General features: G+C 67.3%; 18 protein-coding genes and 2 pseudogenes. 10 read left to right on the top strand and 10 right to left on the bottom strand.

What is annotated here, in order from left to right; translation table 11 throughout:
• Positions 1 to 15: 15 nt before the first annotated feature.
• The 5 genes from ERC79_RS16800 to ERC79_RS16780 are packed head-to-tail and all read right to left on the bottom strand — an operon-like array spanning position 16 to position 3,677.
• A complete protein-coding gene (locus tag ERC79_RS16800; RefSeq protein WP_131581249.1) occupies positions 16 to 240 on the bottom strand; it encodes a cold shock domain-containing protein in 225 nt (74 codons plus the stop codon).
• A gap of 59 nt (positions 241 to 299) precedes the next feature.
• Positions 300 to 1,241 (bottom strand): SDR family NAD(P)-dependent oxidoreductase, encoded by a 942-nt coding sequence (locus ERC79_RS16795; protein ID WP_131579571.1) that lies wholly within the window; start codon positions 1,239 to 1,241, stop codon positions 300 to 302.
• Complete coding sequence (locus tag ERC79_RS16790; protein WP_131579570.1) at positions 1,238 to 2,050, bottom strand: enoyl-CoA hydratase-related protein; 813 nt, start codon at positions 2,048 to 2,050, stop codon at positions 1,238 to 1,240. The genes ERC79_RS16795 and ERC79_RS16790 overlap by 4 nt, the downstream gene beginning before the upstream one ends.
• Positions 2,047 to 3,063 (bottom strand): TIGR03617 family F420-dependent LLM class oxidoreductase, encoded by a 1,017-nt coding sequence (locus ERC79_RS16785; RefSeq protein WP_131579569.1) that lies wholly within the window; start codon positions 3,061 to 3,063, stop codon positions 2,047 to 2,049. The genes ERC79_RS16790 and ERC79_RS16785 overlap by 4 nt, the downstream gene beginning before the upstream one ends.
• The gene (locus ERC79_RS16780; protein WP_131579568.1) at positions 3,060 to 3,677 is read right to left on the bottom strand and encodes a TetR/AcrR family transcriptional regulator; all 618 of its coding nucleotides are present in this window, start codon (positions 3,675 to 3,677) and stop codon (positions 3,060 to 3,062) included. The genes ERC79_RS16785 and ERC79_RS16780 overlap by 4 nt, the downstream gene beginning before the upstream one ends.
• Positions 3,678 to 3,799: 122 nt before the next feature.
• Here ERC79_RS16780 and ERC79_RS16775 point away from each other — a divergent pair, with 122 nt between their 5' ends.
• Positions 3,800 to 5,437 (top strand): ABC-F family ATP-binding cassette domain-containing protein, encoded by a 1,638-nt coding sequence (locus tag ERC79_RS16775; RefSeq protein WP_131579567.1) that lies wholly within the window; start codon positions 3,800 to 3,802, stop codon positions 5,435 to 5,437.
• A 22-nt stretch (positions 5,438 to 5,459) separates the two neighbouring features.
• On the opposite strand, the gene ERC79_RS16770 is transcribed toward ERC79_RS16775, so the two are convergent.
• The 3 genes from ERC79_RS16770 to ERC79_RS16760 form a co-directional block, all read right to left on the bottom strand.
• The gene (locus tag ERC79_RS16770; RefSeq protein WP_131579566.1) at positions 5,460 to 6,650 is read right to left on the bottom strand and encodes a Dyp-type peroxidase; all 1,191 of its coding nucleotides are present in this window, start codon (positions 6,648 to 6,650) and stop codon (positions 5,460 to 5,462) included.
• Positions 6,643 to 7,245, bottom strand: a complete 603-nt coding sequence (locus ERC79_RS16765) for a copper chaperone PCu(A)C (protein ID WP_131579565.1) — start codon at positions 7,243 to 7,245, stop codon at positions 6,643 to 6,645. Before ERC79_RS16765 ends, ERC79_RS16770 begins: the two co-directional genes overlap by 8 nt.
• A gap of 167 nt (positions 7,246 to 7,412) precedes the next feature.
• On the bottom strand, positions 7,413 to 7,955 hold the full coding sequence (locus tag ERC79_RS16760) for a hypothetical protein (protein WP_131579564.1): 543 nt from the start codon (positions 7,953 to 7,955) through the stop codon (positions 7,413 to 7,415).
• 100 nt (positions 7,956 to 8,055) lie between these two features.
• Between ERC79_RS16760 and ERC79_RS16755 the strand changes: the two genes are divergently transcribed.
• The 9 genes and pseudogenes from ERC79_RS16755 (at position 8,056) to ERC79_RS23585 (ending at position 15,550) form a co-directional block, all read left to right on the top strand.
• Entirely contained in the window at positions 8,056 to 8,334 is a 279-nt protein-coding gene (locus tag ERC79_RS16755; RefSeq protein WP_131579563.1) for a helix-turn-helix transcriptional regulator, read from the top strand.
• Between the two features lies 1 nt (position 8,335).
• Entirely contained in the window at positions 8,336 to 8,911 is a 576-nt protein-coding gene (locus tag ERC79_RS16750; protein ID WP_131579562.1) for a hypothetical protein, read from the top strand.
• Positions 8,908 to 9,807 (top strand): ATP-binding cassette domain-containing protein, encoded by a 900-nt coding sequence (locus tag ERC79_RS16745; protein WP_131579561.1) that lies wholly within the window; start codon positions 8,908 to 8,910, stop codon positions 9,805 to 9,807. Before ERC79_RS16750 ends, ERC79_RS16745 begins: the two co-directional genes overlap by 4 nt.
• Entirely contained in the window at positions 9,804 to 11,000 is a 1,197-nt protein-coding gene (locus ERC79_RS16740; RefSeq protein WP_131579560.1) for an ABC transporter permease, read from the top strand. The genes ERC79_RS16745 and ERC79_RS16740 overlap by 4 nt, the downstream gene beginning before the upstream one ends.
• 73 nt (positions 11,001 to 11,073) lie before the next feature.
• Positions 11,074 to 12,579 carry a carboxyl transferase domain-containing protein gene (locus ERC79_RS16735; RefSeq protein ID WP_131579559.1) on the top strand — a complete coding sequence of 502 codons (1,506 nt, stop codon included), beginning with the start codon at positions 11,074 to 11,076 and terminating at the stop codon, positions 12,577 to 12,579.
• Between the two features lie 394 nt (positions 12,580 to 12,973).
• Positions 12,974 to 14,157 (top strand): annotated as a pseudogene (locus tag ERC79_RS16730) (IS3 family transposase).
• A gap of 416 nt (positions 14,158 to 14,573) precedes the next feature.
• The gene (locus ERC79_RS16725) at positions 14,574 to 14,975 is read left to right on the top strand and encodes a DnaB-like helicase N-terminal domain-containing protein (RefSeq protein ID WP_131579558.1); all 402 of its coding nucleotides are present in this window, start codon (positions 14,574 to 14,576) and stop codon (positions 14,973 to 14,975) included.
• Positions 14,976 to 15,040: 65 nt separating this feature from the next.
• A pseudogene (locus tag ERC79_RS23590) lies at positions 15,041 to 15,304 on the top strand (type II toxin-antitoxin system RelE/ParE family toxin); the annotation flags it as partial.
• Entirely contained in the window at positions 15,284 to 15,550 is a 267-nt protein-coding gene (locus tag ERC79_RS23585) for an XRE family transcriptional regulator (RefSeq protein WP_242676903.1), read from the top strand. The pseudogene ERC79_RS23590 and the gene ERC79_RS23585, both read left to right, overlap by 21 nt.
• A 493-nt stretch (positions 15,551 to 16,043) precedes the next feature.
• On the opposite strand, the gene ERC79_RS16715 is transcribed toward ERC79_RS23585, so the two are convergent.
• Together ERC79_RS16715 and ERC79_RS16710 are read right to left on the bottom strand one after the other, a co-directional pair.
• On the bottom strand, positions 16,044 to 16,457 hold the full coding sequence (locus ERC79_RS16715; RefSeq protein WP_131579556.1) for a hypothetical protein: 414 nt from the start codon (positions 16,455 to 16,457) through the stop codon (positions 16,044 to 16,046).
• Positions 16,458 to 16,728: 271 nt separating this feature from the next.
• Positions 16,729 to 17,061: a hypothetical protein gene (locus tag ERC79_RS16710; protein ID WP_131579555.1), complete on the bottom strand. Its 333-nt coding sequence runs from the start codon at positions 17,059 to 17,061 to the stop codon at positions 16,729 to 16,731.
• Between the last annotated feature and the right edge of the window lie 28 nt (positions 17,062 to 17,089).

The raw sequence follows: 17,089 nt of genomic DNA, 5'->3' as shown, positions 1-17,089 counted from the left end.
ACGACGGAGCAGAAGTCACATGCTCCTGATGCGCGTGGCGCGGTAGTCGTAACCATCCTGTTTGTACCCGGGCTGTTCCCATTCGAACTCGACCGATTCTCCTACCTCCAGCGATCTGAAGCCTGAACCCTCGGTTTCGATGTTGCTGTAATGCCCGAAGCACCCCCCAGGTGTGTCTGCTGATTCGATGACGCCCCAGCCTTCGATGACGTCCCACGCGGCAACCCGTCCAGTGATCATGTTCTCCTTCCCGTCCAGCTCGAGTGCGGTCGTCCGCCAGTCGATCCTTGGTTCGCCGTTCATGAGACTCGGGTGTCCGTGGTGAGTCGAGTCGAAAGCTCCCACAGTTCCTGCGCTGTCCCACTGTCGACCGCATTGTCCGCCGCCCGGTCGACAGCGCTGTCAGCCAGATACGCCCCGCCCACGGCGTCCAACTCGGACGCAGTCGCTCCCCACACCGTGGTCGCTGCCGCCGCCGGGATCGACTTGAGATTCGTGAGCAGACCGGGCTTTCCAGCACTCATCCGATTCATCTCGGCGAAGTCGTCACGAGACATGTGCCGCGACAGTCCGGTGGCGCACACTCCTGGGTGGACCGCGAACGCGTGAATCCCGCTGTCAGCGTAGCGCCGTTGGAGTTCGACGGTCATGAGGACGTTTGCAGCTTTGGACTGCGCGTACGCGACGAACTTGTCGTACCGCCGCTCGACGAAGTTCGGGTCCACCAGGTCCACGGCATGTGCCCGGTGCGCATCGGACGACACAGTCACGACCCGGGCCGGTGTCCCGGACCGTTCGGCTCCAACGCGAAGTCGGGGCAGCAGCAGCGTGGTCAGCAGGAAGTGGCCGAGATGATTGGTGCCGAACTGCAGCTCGAATCCGTCAGAAGTACGGTCGAACGGCGTATACATCACCCCGGCGTTGTTGATCAGCAGGTCCAGCCCGCCCGCTAGCGCGCCGATCCGCCCGGCCGCGGCCCGGACGCTGTCCAGATCGGCGAGATCCACTGCGACCACGTGCAGTTCGGCGGCCGGGACCTGCGCCCGAATCTGCTCCCCGACCGCCACTGCGGCCGCACTGTCCCTGGCTGCCAGGACAACCGACGCACCCGCCGCCGCCAGCGCACGGGCGGTTTCCGCGCCGAGGCCACTCGTCACACCGGTCACCAGCGCCGTCCGGCCCCGCAGGTCGACACCGGCAATCACCTCGTCAGTCGTGGTGTCCGCTCCGAAACCGTTCATAACCAAGGAAGTTCCCTCCAGTCGGCCGACACGCGCGCGGACCACTCCGGATCACGACGGTCGAGAAAGGCGCGCACCCCCTCGACGGCATCGGCGCCGCCCATCACGCGGTGGTGCAACTCGGTCTCGTACCGGGCCACCCGTTCCGGGGTGAACCCGTGCCGGGCAGTGTCCCACAGCAGGCGCTTCGACAATGCGGCCGACATCGGTGCCACATTGGTCGCGATATCGCGCGCGATCGCCAGTGCCGCGGGCAGTACCTCGTCCGCGGGCAGGGATCGGCTCGCAATCCCCAGCCGCACCGCCTCGGGGCCGTCGAACGTGCGGCCGGTCAGCAGTATCTCGGCGGCTGCCGCCATCCCGGCCACACGCGGAACGGTCCAGTGCGACATCGCATCCGGAATCACCCCCCGCCGCACCTGCGGGATCGCGTACTTGGCGCCGTCCGCGACGAAGCGGATGTCGGCCTGCATCGCGAGAGTGAGTCCGATTCCGATCGCATGGCCGTTCACCGCAGCGATCACCGGCTTGCGGAGGCCGAACGCGGGCGGGTTCACGGGCGACGCGGTGAAGGCGTCATCGGTGGGCGCGGCGAAAGTGTCTGCCCCTGAGTCGAGGTCAGCGCCCGCGCAGAAGGCCGGCGGAGTACCCGTGAGCACCAGCACCCGGACCTCGTCGTCAGCGTCGAACCGGCGGTAGAGGTTCCCGAGCTCGCGCCCCATGTTTCGGGAGAAGGCATTGCGCTGCTGCGGCCGGTTCAGCGTGAGAACTGCTACGCCGTCGACGATCTCGACCAGCACCTCACTCACGGCGACGACGCCCGCACCGCCGCGACGAGGTCGGCGATGTGCCGATCGTCTACCGGATACCCCGGAAAGTAGCAGCACACCCGATCGGCGTGATTGCCGAACCTGGCGACGATCTCGGCCGCGCATTCCTCCGGGGTGCCGTGCACCGCGAGGGTCGCGAGCATCGAGTCGTCGATCAGGTCGACCATCTCGGCAAAGGCTCCCCGCTTGGAAAGCACGTTCAGCTCGGGTTGCAGGTCCGCCCAGCCCTCCACCTCGAGCACCGGACGGTACGCCGGCGTGGAACCGTAGAACGCGAGCAGCCCCCGCACCCCGCGCGATGCCGCATCGAGCTCGTCGGGGGTGCGGCCGGTGCCGACGATGATCTGGGGGTAGATCGCCAGGTCCGCACTGTTGCGGCGGCCGCGGGCGAGCCCCTCCGCGATCGCCGGGAGGGTGCGCTCCCGAAAGTGCCGGACGCTGTTGAACGGCATCACGAGCAGCCCGTCGGCCACCTCCGCGGCAGTACGGGTCATGACCGGGCCGAGGGCGCCGAGGCAGACGGGTGGAGGGCCGTAGGGATTCGGGCCCGGATCGAAGGTGGGTGGCATCAACGTGTGCGAGGTGAACTCGCCCTCGAATCGCAGCCGCGAATTACCCTCCCACGCATCGAAGATCGCCTTGATCGCGAGCACCGTCTCGCGCATCCGGGCGGCCGGCCTGGACCACTCCGAGCCGTACCGCTTCTCGATGTGTGGACGGATCTGGGAGCCGAGCCCGAGCCGGAAGCGCCCGCGGCTGAGAGTCTGCAGATCGTAGGCGGTGTGCGCGAGGTGCATCGGGCTGCGTGGCAACGCGATCGCGACGTTCGTCATCAGGTCGGCGTCGACAGCCGCCGTGGCCACAGCCAACGGCAGGAAGACGTCGTGCGGTCCCTCGAACGTGAACAGCCCGTCGGCTCCGAGGTCGACGATTTCCCGTGCCCGCCGCTCGGCGTTCTCGGGCCGTCCGTCCAATTGGACATCGATCTTCACGATTGACCGGCCTTCTGCTCCGGTACGACCGCGGACCCGTGGCACGCGAGCACATGCAGGGCGCGGGCCAGCGACTCCACGAACGACGCGGCGTCCACGTCGCCCTGAGTGAGGCCACGGATGGAGGTGGTGCCGGTGAGAATGTCGAAGAGCACCGTCGCATCGACCGGACCGGGTATTTCACCGGTCGACGCGGCGCGATCGAGGCGCGAGGTGAACGCGACGCGGACCGGGTCCTGCAACGCGAGCAACCGGGCGCGATCCGCGTCCGCGCGGGTGTCGGCGAGCAGTCCTGGCACGCCCGCGCGCGCGGCGGGACTGGCGGCACGGACCAGGAAGGCCCGGACCCACGTCTCCAGATCCGCTCGCAGATCGCCGGTCGCCTCAGGCAACGCATGCGCACCCGGACCGTGGACGGCATCTTCGATGAGCGCCTCCCGCGTGGGCCAGCGCCGGTAGATGGCGGGTGCGCTCACCTCGGCCCGCCGCGCGATCGCAGCAATGGTCGTCTGCTGGTAGCCGACGTCGACGAGGAGGCGGCGCGTCGCGACCAGCACCGCATGATCCTTGCCGGGGTCCCGCGGGCGGCCCACCCGATGTGCGTTCTGGTTCATTACGTTTCACGTTAGAACGTAACCGACTGTCCTCGCGGCGAAATCCCGCAATTGGCAGGGCAACCCGCGACGAGGCGAGACCGCCCGATGTCGACCGCGCCCCGGCGAGGGATACTCTCCACGTGACTGCAACACTGCGCATCTCCGGACTCTCGGCTTCCCGGGGCGAGCGCATGCTCTTCTCCGACCTCGATCTCACCGTCGCGCCCGGCGACGTGATCGGACTCGTCGGCGCCAACGGCGCAGGCAAGTCGACACTGCTGACAACGCTCGCCGGAGTCGGCGACGCCGATGTCGACGGCAGGATCACCCTCAGCCCGCCCGACGCCACCGTCGGCTACCTCGCACAGGAACCGGACCGGATTCCCGGCGAGACGGTCTTCGAGTTCCTCGGACGACGGACGGGCGTCACGGCCGCCGAGACCGCGATGAACGCGGCCGCCGAGTCCCTCGCCGACGGCGGTGAGGACCTGTACTCCCCCGCCCTCGATCGGTGGCTGGCTCTGGGCGGCGCCGATTTCGTCGAACGCGCCGAGAAGGTCCTCGACGACCTCGGCCTGAACGTCGCCGGCGACGCACACATGACGGATCTGTCCGGCGGGCAGGCGGCCCGCGCCGGACTGGCATCCCTGTTGCTGTCCCGTTACGACGTGCTGCTCCTCGACGAGCCCACCAACGATCTGGACCTGCCCGGCCTCGAGCAACTCGAACAGTTCGTGGCCGAGACCCGGGCCGCGCTGGTGGTGGTGAGCCACGATCGAGAGTTCTTGGCGCGCACCGTGACCGGCATCGTCGAACTCGACCTCGTGCAGCAGCAGATCGCCGTCTACGACGGCGGCTACGAGGCGTACCTGGTGGAGCGGGAGGTCGCGCGCCGGCACGCCAGGGAAGCCTACGACGAATATGCCGGAAACCTGTCCTCGCTCGAGGATCGCGCGCAAATGCAGCGCAACTGGCTCGAACACGGCGTCCGCAACGCCCGCCGCAAGGCCAAGGGCGGCGACCCCGACAAGATGGGGCGCAAGGCCCGCGCCGAGTCCACCGAGAAGCAAGCCGCGAAGGCGCGACAGACCCAGCGCCGCATCGAACGGCTCGAGGAGGTGGAGGAACCCCGCAAGGAGTGGGAACTGCGGATGGAGATCGCCGCGGCCCCACGCAGCGGCGCCGTGGTCGCCACCATGAGCGGCGCGACAGTTCGGCGTGACGGTTTCACGTTCGGCCCGGTCACCGCGCAGGTCGACTGGGGCGACCGGATCCTCATCACCGGCCCCAACGGCTCCGGCAAGTCGACACTACTGAAGGTGCTGCTCGGCAAGTTGGTGCCGGACGAGGGCACCGCGACCCTGGGGTCCGGTGTCGCGGTCGGCGAGATCGACCAGGCGCGTGGGCTTTTCGAGGGCGACGAGGCACTGTCCGACGCGTTCGCCGCGCAGGTCCCGGACTGGCCTGATGCCGAGGTCCGTACCCTGCTCGCGAAGTTCGGCCTCAAGGGTCACCACGTGCTGCGATCCGCGGCCTCGCTCTCACCCGGCGAACGTACCCGCGCTGCCCTGGCGTTGCTGCAGGCACGGGGGGTGAACCTGCTGGTCCTCGACGAGCCCACCAACCACCTGGACCTGCCGGCCATCGAGCAACTGGAGCAGGCAATGGAATCCTTCACCGGCACACTGCTGTTGGTAACGCACGACCGGCGAATGCTCGAGTCGATGCGCAGCACGCGGCGGTGGCGGATGGACGGCGGCCGACTCAGCGAGAGCTGAGTGGCCGGCCGCCGGCCGGTAGTCAGCCCAACAGTCCCTGCCCCAGGTATTCACCGTCCCGGCAGCCGGGCAGAATCGCGAAGACCGCGGATCCGATCGGCGTCGACCACTGGTTGAACATGTCGAGCTCCGAAAGCCGTTGCTGTACCGGCAGGTACTGCACATCGACATCGGCCTGGTAGGCCACGAAGATCAGGCCCGAGTCGGAAACGCCGACACCGTCCGGCGCCTCGTCGTAGTTGTAGGCACGCCGGTGGAACCGCTCCCTCGGTCCGACAGGCCTGGCCCGGGCGATGTGCGAGAACTCCGAGATGATCTTCAGCCCGCCGGGTCCGGTGGCGTCGAAATCCGGTGCGTCGTGCTCGGACTCACCGGTGAGCGGCGAGCCGTCGGACATCCGTCGGCCCATCACCTCGTCGCGGCCGGGGCGGTCCAGTTCGTCCCACCCGTCGAGGTCGAGGTGGATGCGCCGGATCACCATCGATGTCCCGCCGGCCATCCATGGCTGCTCGGCTCCATCGTTCCAGACCACCTGGGCGAAGTCCTCGCTACCACCCTGCGGGTTGACGGTGCCGTCCACCTGCCCCATCAGGTTCCGCATCGTGGTGCCCTCGGGTTCACTGCCGCGGGCACGGCGGAACCCACGCTGCACCCAGCGCACGGTGGCGGTATTGCGGGCAGCCTTGAGTAGCACCCGCAGCGCGTGTGCGACCGTGACCGGATCGTCGGAACCCACCTGGAGCAGGACGTCGCCGTCGTTCCAACGTTCCTCGAGTCGGTCGATCTCGAACGGGGGCAACGGCTTGCACCACGACGGCCGCCGATCCTCGAGCCCAGCCACCCGGAACGCCTCCGGCCCGAAACCGACGGTGATGGTGAGCCGGGCCGGTGTCGTCGCCAGGTCGGGCTCGGTGTCGGCGAGCGCTCCGCGTCCCTCGGTGAGCCGGACGGCGTCGTCGGTCCACACCCGCATCATCCGGACCAGGGCCGCACGGTCGGCGCCGGGCCGCAGGTCGAGCCCGACGAACGTCGTGTGAGCCTGCGGGGTCGTCTCGATGCCGGCCTGATGTTCCCCGTGGAACGGAACCACCTGCGGTGCGGCCTCGGCCCGGGCGGGACGCGCGGTGACCGCGCCCGCACCCCACCCGAGGCCGACGCCGCCGACAGCGACGGCACCGGCCCCGAGCAACCGACGGCGGCTGATGTCAGCCATTGTGCGCGTCGGCGTTGCCCATGTGCGGTGCACCAGCCGGTGCCGCACCGTGGTTCGGCGCACCGGTCGGCGCCGCACCGTGGTCTCCGCCGCTGTACTCCTCGCGGACACCGGTGAAGTCCCGTACCTGCGCGGTGAACTGGGCGGTGGCGCCGTCCGCAAACTCGAACGTGAACGGGACGTCAGTACCGGCCTGGACCGGCGCTGGCAGGTCGAACAGCATGATGTGGTCGGCGCCAGGCTTGAGCTCGTACGTGCTGTTCGCCGCCACCGTCACGCCCCCGTCCTTCTCCCGCATCTTCATCGCGCCGGTGCCGTCGGGCGCCATCTCGTGCAGCTCCACGCGCGGCGACACCGTCGTGGTGACCTTGGTGAGCGTGATGTCCGAGTCGGAGTCGTTGACGATGGTGCCGAACATCGCCGTCATCCCGCTGTCAGCGGCCTTGACCCACGAGTCCTGCAGCGTGATGGCGGCTGTGTCGGTCTTCTTCGAGTCGCTCGAGTCCCCGGAATCACTGCTGCACCCGGCGAGGGTGAGGCCGGCTGCAACGGTGACGCCGATCGCGAGGACGCGGGCGCGGGTGAATGCCTTCATGTACGTGTGCCTTTCGTGTGCGGGCGCGCGGCGGCCGTCGGCGCGCGGGCGCTGCCCGTCAGGAGTATCGAGCCCCTTCGGACCCGTGAGATAGCCTCCGATGCCGCAGAATTCCGGCAGGGGGCGCGCATCGCCGACGCGGTGGTCGTGACGCGGTGAAATGTGGCTCAGTAGAAGGCAGGTGGTCCGCGGCGCGCGATCGGACCCACGTTCGACATCGACAGTGCCGGCCTGATGTCGGTGACGACATGCGGCAAAGGCGGCTCGAGTCGCACCGGCAGGACCGCCGGAATTCTCGGCAGGATCCGTCGCAGCGCGGCGTACGCGCGGGGGCCGATGCGTTCGGCCGCGGCGATCAGCGCCGCACAGACGACGACGGCCACTGAGTGCGTAACCAGCATCGGCACAGTGGTGTGGGGGCCGGTGTGCATCCCCGCATGCGTATCGCCGAGCGACAGCGCGAAGTGAGAGAGGACCTGACCGGTCGCGAGCATCGGCACCAGCCAGCCGCGTCGGGTGCCGAGCGCGGGCACTGCCGTCACGCACGCGGCGAGCACGACAGCGACACCCGCGAGGAGCAGAAGCACGGGTCCGTGCGGCGTGCCGCCGCCGGCGATTCCGTGGGCAGCAATGGCCAACCCGATCACGGACCCGGCAACAGCAAGGCCACGCACCTGGCGTGCGAGCTCCTCACCTGGGCTGATCCGCATGCCCCGAGGGTACTACAGGCAGTCGTACGGACCAGGCAAGGGCGACACCGTCACTTGCCTAGATTTGACATACCGTTGTGTTTTTACAACGATCTATTGCATGAGTCCGGTGCGCCGTGGGGCGAGTCTCCCCATCTTCAATCGCATCGCCGTCCTGCGCGCGGAACGCAAGCTGAGCCGAGCGCAGCTGGCCGAGCTGATCGAGGTGAACCCGCAGACCGTCGGCGCGCTCGAGCGTGGCGACCACTACCCCAGCCTCGATCTGGCACTGCGGATATGCGCGGTGTTCGAACTGCCCGTGGAGGCAGTCTTCTCGCGCACGCAGTTCGGCCCGATGTCGGTCGAGCTCTATCCGATCAACTCTGCAAAGGAGGGCTGACATGTCCGCGACCACCCTGATCGACCGCTATGAAGACTTCCGCACGCGCCGCTTTCTTCGCCACGAAGCGCAGACGTCGAAGTGGCTGACCGGCTGGCGAACCCGGTCCCGCCGTCGAGCCCTCGTCGTGGTCCTGATCGCCCTCTTCGCGGGGCTGTTCGCAACCGCGGCAGGCTCGTATTTCTCGGAGACCATCACCCTCGCCTGGGTCGGCCTGGTCCTCTTGTTCCTGCCGGTTTGGACGATCCTCCAGATCGTGTCCAGCCGACAGTCCGATGCACCCAGGCTGGCCCTCGACGAGCGCGAGATCGCCGAACGGAACAGCGCTCGGTCGATCGGGCTGACCGCCGTCCAGTGGCTCCTGCTGGTGCCGATTCTCGCGCTGACATGGGGCACGACCTTCGACGGGATCGACCATCGCGCTCTCGCCTACTCCGGTGGCACCGCCGCTCTCACCGCCCTACTACTCGGCGGCTGTCTGCCCGCGATGATCCTGGCGTGGAGCCTTCCAGACCCCGACCCCGATGATTTCCATCCCGAAAACACCCACCCTGACGACCACCAGGAGCTCGCATGACAGGCCAGACCCTCACGTTCGACGGGATCGCGAAACGCTACGGCGATGTCGTGGCACTCGAGAACCTCAGCTTCGAGGTTCGACCAGGCGAAATCTTCGGATTCGTCGGCAGCAATGGCGCCGGCAAGACCACCACGATGCGAATCGCACTCGGTGTTCTCGCCGCCGACAGCGGCGAGGTTCGACTCGGCGGCAAACCGGTGGACCTCGAGGTCCGGCGCTCGATCGGCTACATGCCTGAGGAGCGCGGCCTGTACCCCAAGATGAAGGTCGGCCGTCAGCTCGCGTACTTCGCCGAACTGCACGGGTTGTCCCGCGCCGAGGCCACTGATTCGGTGCGCCGGTGGACCGAACGCCTCGGCATCTCCGAACGCATCGGTGACACAGTCGATTCCCTCAGCCTCGGTAATCAGCAGCGGGTGCAGCTCGCGGCGGCGCTCGTGCACGATCCCGCAGTCCTGATCCTCGACGAGCCGTTCTCGGGCCTCGACCCGGTGGCCGTGGACGTGATGAGCGACGTCCTGGTGGAGAAGGCAGGAACCGGTGTCCCCGTGATTTTCTCGAGCCATCAGCTCGACCTCGTGCAGCGTCTGTGCCATCGAGTCGGCATCGTCGCCCAGGGCCGGATGAGCGCGATCGGAACCGTCGACGAGCTTCGCGGATCCGGCGACGTGCACCTCGAGGTCCATGCCCCCGCCGCTCCGCCCGGGTGGGCCGACCACCTGTTCGCCGTCACGACACTGAGTCACAGCTCCGGCCGCACGCTGCTGTCCCTGGGCGCGGGCGCCGACGATCAGGCTGTCCTCGACGCCGCGCTGAAGACCGGACCGGTGCACGAGTTCGCAGTCCGCAAGCCGTCCCTGACCGATCTGTTCCGAGAGGTGGTGTCCGCATGAGCCGGCAGCTACGTCCGAGCCGCGCGATCGCACTGGTTGCCCGCCGCGAGTTCCTCACCCAGGTGACGAAGCGGAGCTTCGTCATCAGCAACGTGATCATCCTGATCGCCATCGTCGGCGGCATCCTGATCGCCTCATTCCTCTCCGGAAGCGACGACGAGGACCGCGCGAAGGTCGGGCTGGTCGGCGACCAGTCGCTGAGCGCCGTGCTGGTCGCGACGGGTGAGGCTGCCGGAAACCCGTTGGAGGTCACCGGAATCGCGGACCCACAGACCGCCCGCAGCGAGGTGGAGAACGGCGACCTCGACGTCGCACTGATCCCGGGAGACGGAGGCTCGGTCACCGCGATCACCGAATCGGAAATCGCGGCGTCGCTGCGCGTCGTGCTGGACAGCGCCGTCGCATCGCAGGCCCAGAGTGCGGCGCTGGCCGCGCAGGGCGTGGACGCCGCCCAGCTCGCCGAGACAACCAGGTCCGCCGTGGTCACGGTCGAGGCGATCGACCCGCCGGATCCCGAACGCGGACAGCGCATCGCACTGTCAACCGCCGTCGTCGTGCTGCTCTACATGCAGATCCTCGTGTTCGGCATGTATGTCGCGATGGGGGTTGTCGAGGAGAAGTCATCGCGCGTCGTGGAACTGCTGCTGTCGACACTGCGTCCGCTGCAGCTGCTGTGGGGCAAGGTGATCGGTATCGGCGCGGTCGGGCTCGCCCAGCTCACGATGTACGGCGTCGCCGGCGTCGGCACGGGCATCGCAACCGGGACGCTGACATTGGGTGGAACGGCGTGGGGCACCCTCGTCGGCACCCTCGGCTGGTTCGTCCTGGGCTTCGCGTTCTTCGCCGTGCTCTACGCCGCGACCGGTTCCATGGTCTCCCGGCAGGAGGACGTCAACTCCACCGCGATGCCGCTGACCATTCTCGTAATGGCGATGTTCTTCTCGGCGTTCAGTGCCGTGCAGAACCCGGACGGCACCCTGTCGAACGTGCTGAGCTGGATTCCGCCGTTCTCCGCGATCCTCATGCCGCTTCGTATTGCCGCGGGCGTGGCGAGCGGCGCGCAGATCGCGGGGACCATCGCGCTGATGCTGGTGGTCACCGCCGCGATGTCGGCGCTGGCAGCCCGGATCTACCAGCGATCGATCCTGCGCATGGGCAAGACGGTCTCGTGGCGTGAGGCACTCGTGCGGTAGCTAGGCTGGTCTGTGGCGGCCGTCGTCCATCCGGAACGGCGGCCGCCCGCTAGCACGAAGTGGAGGAAAACTATTGTCCCCGAAGAGGATCTCTGCCCCGGAACTGATCGGGCAAGTATTCGATGCCGACAGTTTCGTTTCGTGGGACACCACCCCGGTAGACGTCGATCCGGACCCGAAGTATCGCGCTGAACTCGACGCCGCCGAGGCCAAGTCGGGCGTCGACGAGTCGGTACTCACCGGTGCAGCCACACTGCAGGGTCGACAGGTCGCGGTGATCGCATGCGAGTTCGCATTCCTCGCCGGCTCCATCGGCGTCGCGGCTTCTGAACGGATCGTGACCGCGATCGAACGCGCGACCGCAGAGGGACTGCCGCTACTGGCCTCCCCCACCTCGGGTGGAACCCGGATGCAGGAGGGCACCCTCGCCTTCGTCCAGATGGTGAAGATCGCCGCCGCGATCGCGGTGCACAAGGCTGCGCATCTGCCGTACCTGGTATATCTGCGCAACCCCACCACCGGCGGGGTGTTCGCGTCGTGGGGTTCTCTCGGTCATGTCACCATCGCCGAGCCGGGTGCCCTGGTCGGGTTCCTCGGACCCCGCGTCTACCAGGCGCTGTACGGCGAGAACTTCCCCGAGGGCGTACAGACGTCGGAGAACCTGTACCGCAACGGCGTCATCGACGGCGTGGCGCCAGTCGAGCAGCTGCGCGAACTCGTAGACCGGGCGCTGCACGTCGTCAGCGATCCGGCCGACGAGACTGTCCTGCATGAGAATTCGATCGCAGTGGGGAATCTGCCGGACGTGCCTGCCTGGCAGTCGGTGATGCTCTCCCGGCGCGCGGACCGGCCAGGCATCCGCGAACTGGTGCGACATGCGGCCACGTCGCGGGTACCGCTCAGCGGAACCGGGCAGGGCGAGGCCGACGCCACGGTGCTGCTGTCACTGGCCCGGTTCGGCGGGCAGCCCTGTGTGCTGTTCGGGCAGGACCGCGCCGGCCAGTCGGCGCGCACCACGATGGGCCCTGCCGCGCTCCGTGAGGCGCGCCGCGGCATGAGGATGGCCGCGGAACTGCGGCTGCCGCTGGTACTGGTGATCGACACGCTCGGAGCCTCGCTGTCCAAGGAAGCCGAGGAGCGGGGACTGGCGCCCGAGATCGCCCGCTGCATCTCCGATCTCGTCACGCTCCGCACGCCCACCGTGTCGGTGCTGCTCGGCCAGGGAACCGGCGGCGGCGCACTCGCCCTGCTGCCCGCCGACCGTGTCCTTGCTGCGCAGAACGGCTGGCTCGCACCGCTTCCGCCGGAGGGTGCGAGCGCGATCGTCCACCGCGATACCACCCACGCGCCAGAAATGGCCGCCGCACAAGGAATCCGATCGCGGGACCTTCTGCGCGACGGCGTCATCGACGCCATCATCCCGGAAATCCCGGATGCAGCACTCGAACCCGTCGAATTCTCGCAGCGCGTCGGTGCCGCAATCGCGCGCGAGCTCGCGGCGCTGCGCCACGAGTCCTGCGACGACCGCATCACGGCCCGTATGGCGCGTTACCGGACACTGGGAATGCCGCAGGGCTGAACGCTCGGTCCCGCCACACCGAAGTGAACTCGCATCGGCCGTCGCCCAGCGGTGACGTAGGAGGAATCTGCGCAGCCGCTGGGCGCCCCGTCGGCTGAGCACCGGCGAGAATCTACCTGGACCCCAATGCCGACCCGCCCACGGATCGACGCCGTTGCGAATCGGAGGACAATCGAGATGAGGACCTACTCGGGACCACCAACGGGGGACGAGGAAGGGGACCGCGCCATGAATCGACCTCGAGGAGTCGGAGCAACTGCGGTGGACGGCCTCACATAAGGTGCTCCAACACCGTGGGGCCGTTCTTCTGTTTTCACCAGACGACTCGACACTGCGTCCGAGCCTCTTCCGACAGACTGGGGTGTACCAATGATCTTGGACAGTAAATCTCGGCATGAGAGAGGATCTGTACAAGACCGAGAAGCGTCGCCAGTTCAGCCCGCAGTTCAAGGCTGAAGCAGTGCAAATGGTTGTCGGCCTGGGCCGTTCACTCGCCGCTGTCGCCCGGGACCTGGAGATCAATCCGGGCACGCTCGGCAACTGGGTCAAGGCGTGGCGGGAGGACAATCCCGACCCGGCGACAGCGACGAACCCGGTGGAGGCGGCATGCGTGGCAGGGATGGAGGCAGAAATCCGCAGGCTGCGGATGGAAAACGAGTTCCTGAAAAAAGCCGCAGCCTTCTTCGCCAGGACACACCCGTAGCCGAGCGCTGCGCGTTGATCAAAGCGGAGAAGGCCAACTACTCGATCGGCTGGATGTGCATGCTGCTGGATGTGCCGCGGTCGACGTTCTATGCCTGGCGTGGCCGGGTCGAGACGCCGACCGCCTCGCGCAGGCGAGGGTTGTGCGAGCAGGTCAGGCGGGTGTTCGACAAGTCGCGGCAGACGTACGGGTGCCGGCGTGTGGCCGCCCAGTTGAATCGGGACGGTATCGAGGTCGGCGTCGGGACCGTCGCCGACATCATGCGCGAGCTGGGATTGTGCGCGGTGCAACCGCGTGCGTACAAACGGACCACGATCGCCGGCGAGGCGGCGACGATCCCGGACCTGATCGACCGGGACTTCACCGCCCAGGGGCCGGGTGAGCGTCTGGTCGGTGACATCACCTATCTGCGTACCGGTGAGGGATGGTTGTATCTGGCGACGGTGATCGACCTCGCGACGCGGATGGTCGTCGGTTGGTAGACGGCCTCGCACATGCGCACGTCGTTGATCGTCGACGCGTTGCAGATGGCGGTCAGCGGCGGGCACGTCAGAACGGGCGCGGTGTTCCATTTCGATCGCGGAAGTCATTACACTGCAAAGGAATTCACTGAGTTTGCCGGGTCGCGGGGCGTGCGGACCAGTGTCGGGCGGACCGGGGTGTGTTGGGACAACGCGGCCGCCGAGTCGTTCTTCGCGACCTTGAAGAACGAGATGTACTACCGGCAGACGTTCGACACCAGGGGGCGGGCACGGTTCGCGGTCGCCGAATACATCGAGGTGTTCTACAACCGCAAGCGCCTGCACTCGACGCTGGGCTACCGCACCCCCACGGAAGCCCTCGCCGAGTATCGAAACGCAGCATCAGCTGCCTGAAACCGCCGAGTCGCTGTCCAAGAACCTTGACACACTCCAGTGCACGGCGTAAGCAGGGACCCGCACAGCTTCGTCGAGCAGATCCCCGACGACTTCGGAGTCCCCGGCGCATTCACCGAAGGGCAGGCCACAGCCTGCCTCTACGACATCGTTCGACACCTCGCCCGCATACTGCGGCCCGCCGTGAAATCCGAACTACGCACCGGATACCGAAGTTCCGGCGGCAGCCTCACCTGGCGAACAAGACTCGCTCGGGCAGACTGAGCCACCAGACGCACCAGGGGAGACACATGAAGACGGACGACCGCGAACCCGACGACGAACCAGGCTCCGAATGGACCGATCCGGACCTCGATCCCGAGGCTCACATGTTATGCGCGGCAATGTAGTCCCGTGACGTCGACGAACTCCGAGTCGTGACCAGCCTGGTTCGAGAGGACGACTTCGCCGATGCCTTCCACCGGCCGATCTACGCTGCCATCCGCGACGCCGTCGCCGGCGGGCGGCCACATGACCCGGTCAGCATCAGTGCCGAACTCGCTCGAGCAGGCGCTGATCGCGTGCCCCAGGCCGTCCACCGCACCCACCGCAACGTCCTCACCCTCGGCAGCTCTGCCGGGGCCGTCCGGCACTACGCCGCCACCGTGGTCGCCGCCGCTTACCGGCGCAGCTTTCACGAACTCGCCGGGACCATGCGGCACGCCGCCGAAGCCGCAGCCGAAGACGAACCCTTCCCGATCCTGGTCGAACTCGGCACCCGCCAGCGCGCCCAACTACGCCGACTTACCGCCCTCCGAAATGGCGAGAGCCCCGCATAAAATAGTCAACTACCAGCTATTATCACACTTGCATTATATCACTCAGGAGTGATATTTTGTTCCTTGTGGCGAACTGGGATGTGGACCTCGAGCTGATCGAAGACTGGCTGACCGAGCTGGATCAGGAGTCGTACGAGCAGGTCGTCGCCGCAATCGAGTTGCTCCAGGAGCGCGGTCCGCAGTTGGGCCGCCCCCTGGTCGACACCATCAAGGCGTCGCGCCACAAGAGCATGAAGGAACTGCGACCAGGGTCCAGCGGCCGCTCGGAACTGCGGGTGTTGTTCGCGTTCGATCCCGAGCGGAAGGCGATCTTCCTCGTCGCAGGCGACACACACAAGGCCCGGATGCTCGAACAGGTCCGCGCATACCGACTGCAGGAACTGCGCGAGGCACGCGAGCTGACCCAGCAGCAGGTGGCCGACCGCCTGGGCGTGAAGCAGAACCGTGTCTCGAACATCGAGCGTGGGGACCTGGCGAACGTCCAGCTCGACACCCTGCGCCGCTACGTCGACGCCGTCGGAGGCACGCTCCGAATCGAAGTCGAACTCGGCGACGACCGAATCCAGATCGCCTAGACGACAAGCAGAGGGACGCTTACGCATGGGAAGTCGAGCAAGAACGTCGCCGCGAACGACTGGCCAATCCCTCGCCCGAGCTGATCGCCGCGCACCAGGAGCTCCGAGCCGCCGGGAGGGCGACCGGTGGGCAGATCATGTGTGCGCGGGGCTGACTTCAGTGATCCCCCACCGTTCGGTCGCTGGCCCAGCTGCTACGTCGAGACGAGAACAAACGCGCCGGCGAGCGGCCTGACAACGCGTGAGGCGGCGTAGCCACTTTCCCTGCAATCAACCGTCGCCCTTCGCTGGTGGCACGGCGCCGTCAGCCCAACACGCATAGGCGCCCGGGCAGGTAGTGACCGCTTCTGCACATCAGACCGAAGCTGAAAACGCCCCGGACGTAGCTACGTCCGGGTGTGATCTTCCGAGTCGGCGGTGCGGCCGGGCCGGTGAGTCCCCGCTCAACGCCTCGAGCAGCTCCAGCCGGTCCGAGGGGCGGCAGGCGAGTCGGTCAGGGGACCGTCCAGGCGCCGGCGCCGGGCGTGGCGGCGAGTATCCGGTATCCGAGCGAATCGGACATCGTGGCCACGGCGACCACCGTCCCGGAACCGGTCACGACCGAAGTGCCGTAACGGTTGTCGAGGTATACGACACCCACCGCACCGGTGGAGATGTTTCGCCAGTGGACGTGGACACCGGCGTACGGCCCCAATCGGGTCACTCCCGGAGTGTCAGGGTCGGTCGTGGCGGTCAGATAGAAGTAGCCCGAGCTCGGAAGTGCGGTCACGCCGACACTGATCCCGGCGACGGGAATGGGGAGGACAGTGTCGGTCGGTGCGGCGGCGGCCGGCTGTGCTGCGAGAAGAAGCGCTGCACCAGTTCCGGCGACGATGGATGCTCGGCGCAGAGGGTGACGTTGTCTCATCGACGGACCTCCCAGCCCTGGTGGCCCGCTCCTGGTCACGAACACCGGCGCTGGCCGAAGGATGCTGCCAGCTTACGTCCACGACTGGTGGCGCCGACCGTGAATCATCTGTTCGAGGCCACCCGGGATCGACCAGCGTAGCTGCAATAGCTCCGCCACTTTCGTCCATCAGAACCGCGCCACTTATCGCTGATAGTCACACGTCCGGGGGTGCTGCGCTCCGATCGGAAAGATCCGCAGCGAGGCAGGCGTTCGTCACCGCCACTGCTGCTCACCCCATTGGTGTTGCCGCGGCCGTGGCGCCCGCTGTGACCGGGGAATCCGGTTCGTGAGGATCGGCGACGGCATCGAGGACGGGCAAGCTGAACACAGACAGTGCGAGCGAGCTACGCCACAGCTTGTGCTTGAGTGCCCACAGCCACTGTCCGAACAGCCACAGCGCGACACCGATTCCCACGAACGCCCACATCCGTGGACTCGCATGATCACTGGCGATCCGAAGTAGTCCGATGATGACCAGAAGTGCGCCACCGATACGGGCGATCACCGATCCGAATAACCACGCCCCGATGATGACGACGATCAGTCCTGCAACCCCGCTCATCAATGCCCCTCCCTCAAAATCACTGTCT

Origin of the sequence: Rhodococcus sp. ABRD24, from assembly GCF_004328705.1 — a bacterium.
Lineage (GTDB): Bacteria > Actinomycetota > Actinomycetes > Mycobacteriales > Mycobacteriaceae > Prescottella.
The sequence above is the reverse complement of the archived record's forward strand: the minus strand, read 5'-3'. Positions and strand labels throughout refer to the sequence as shown.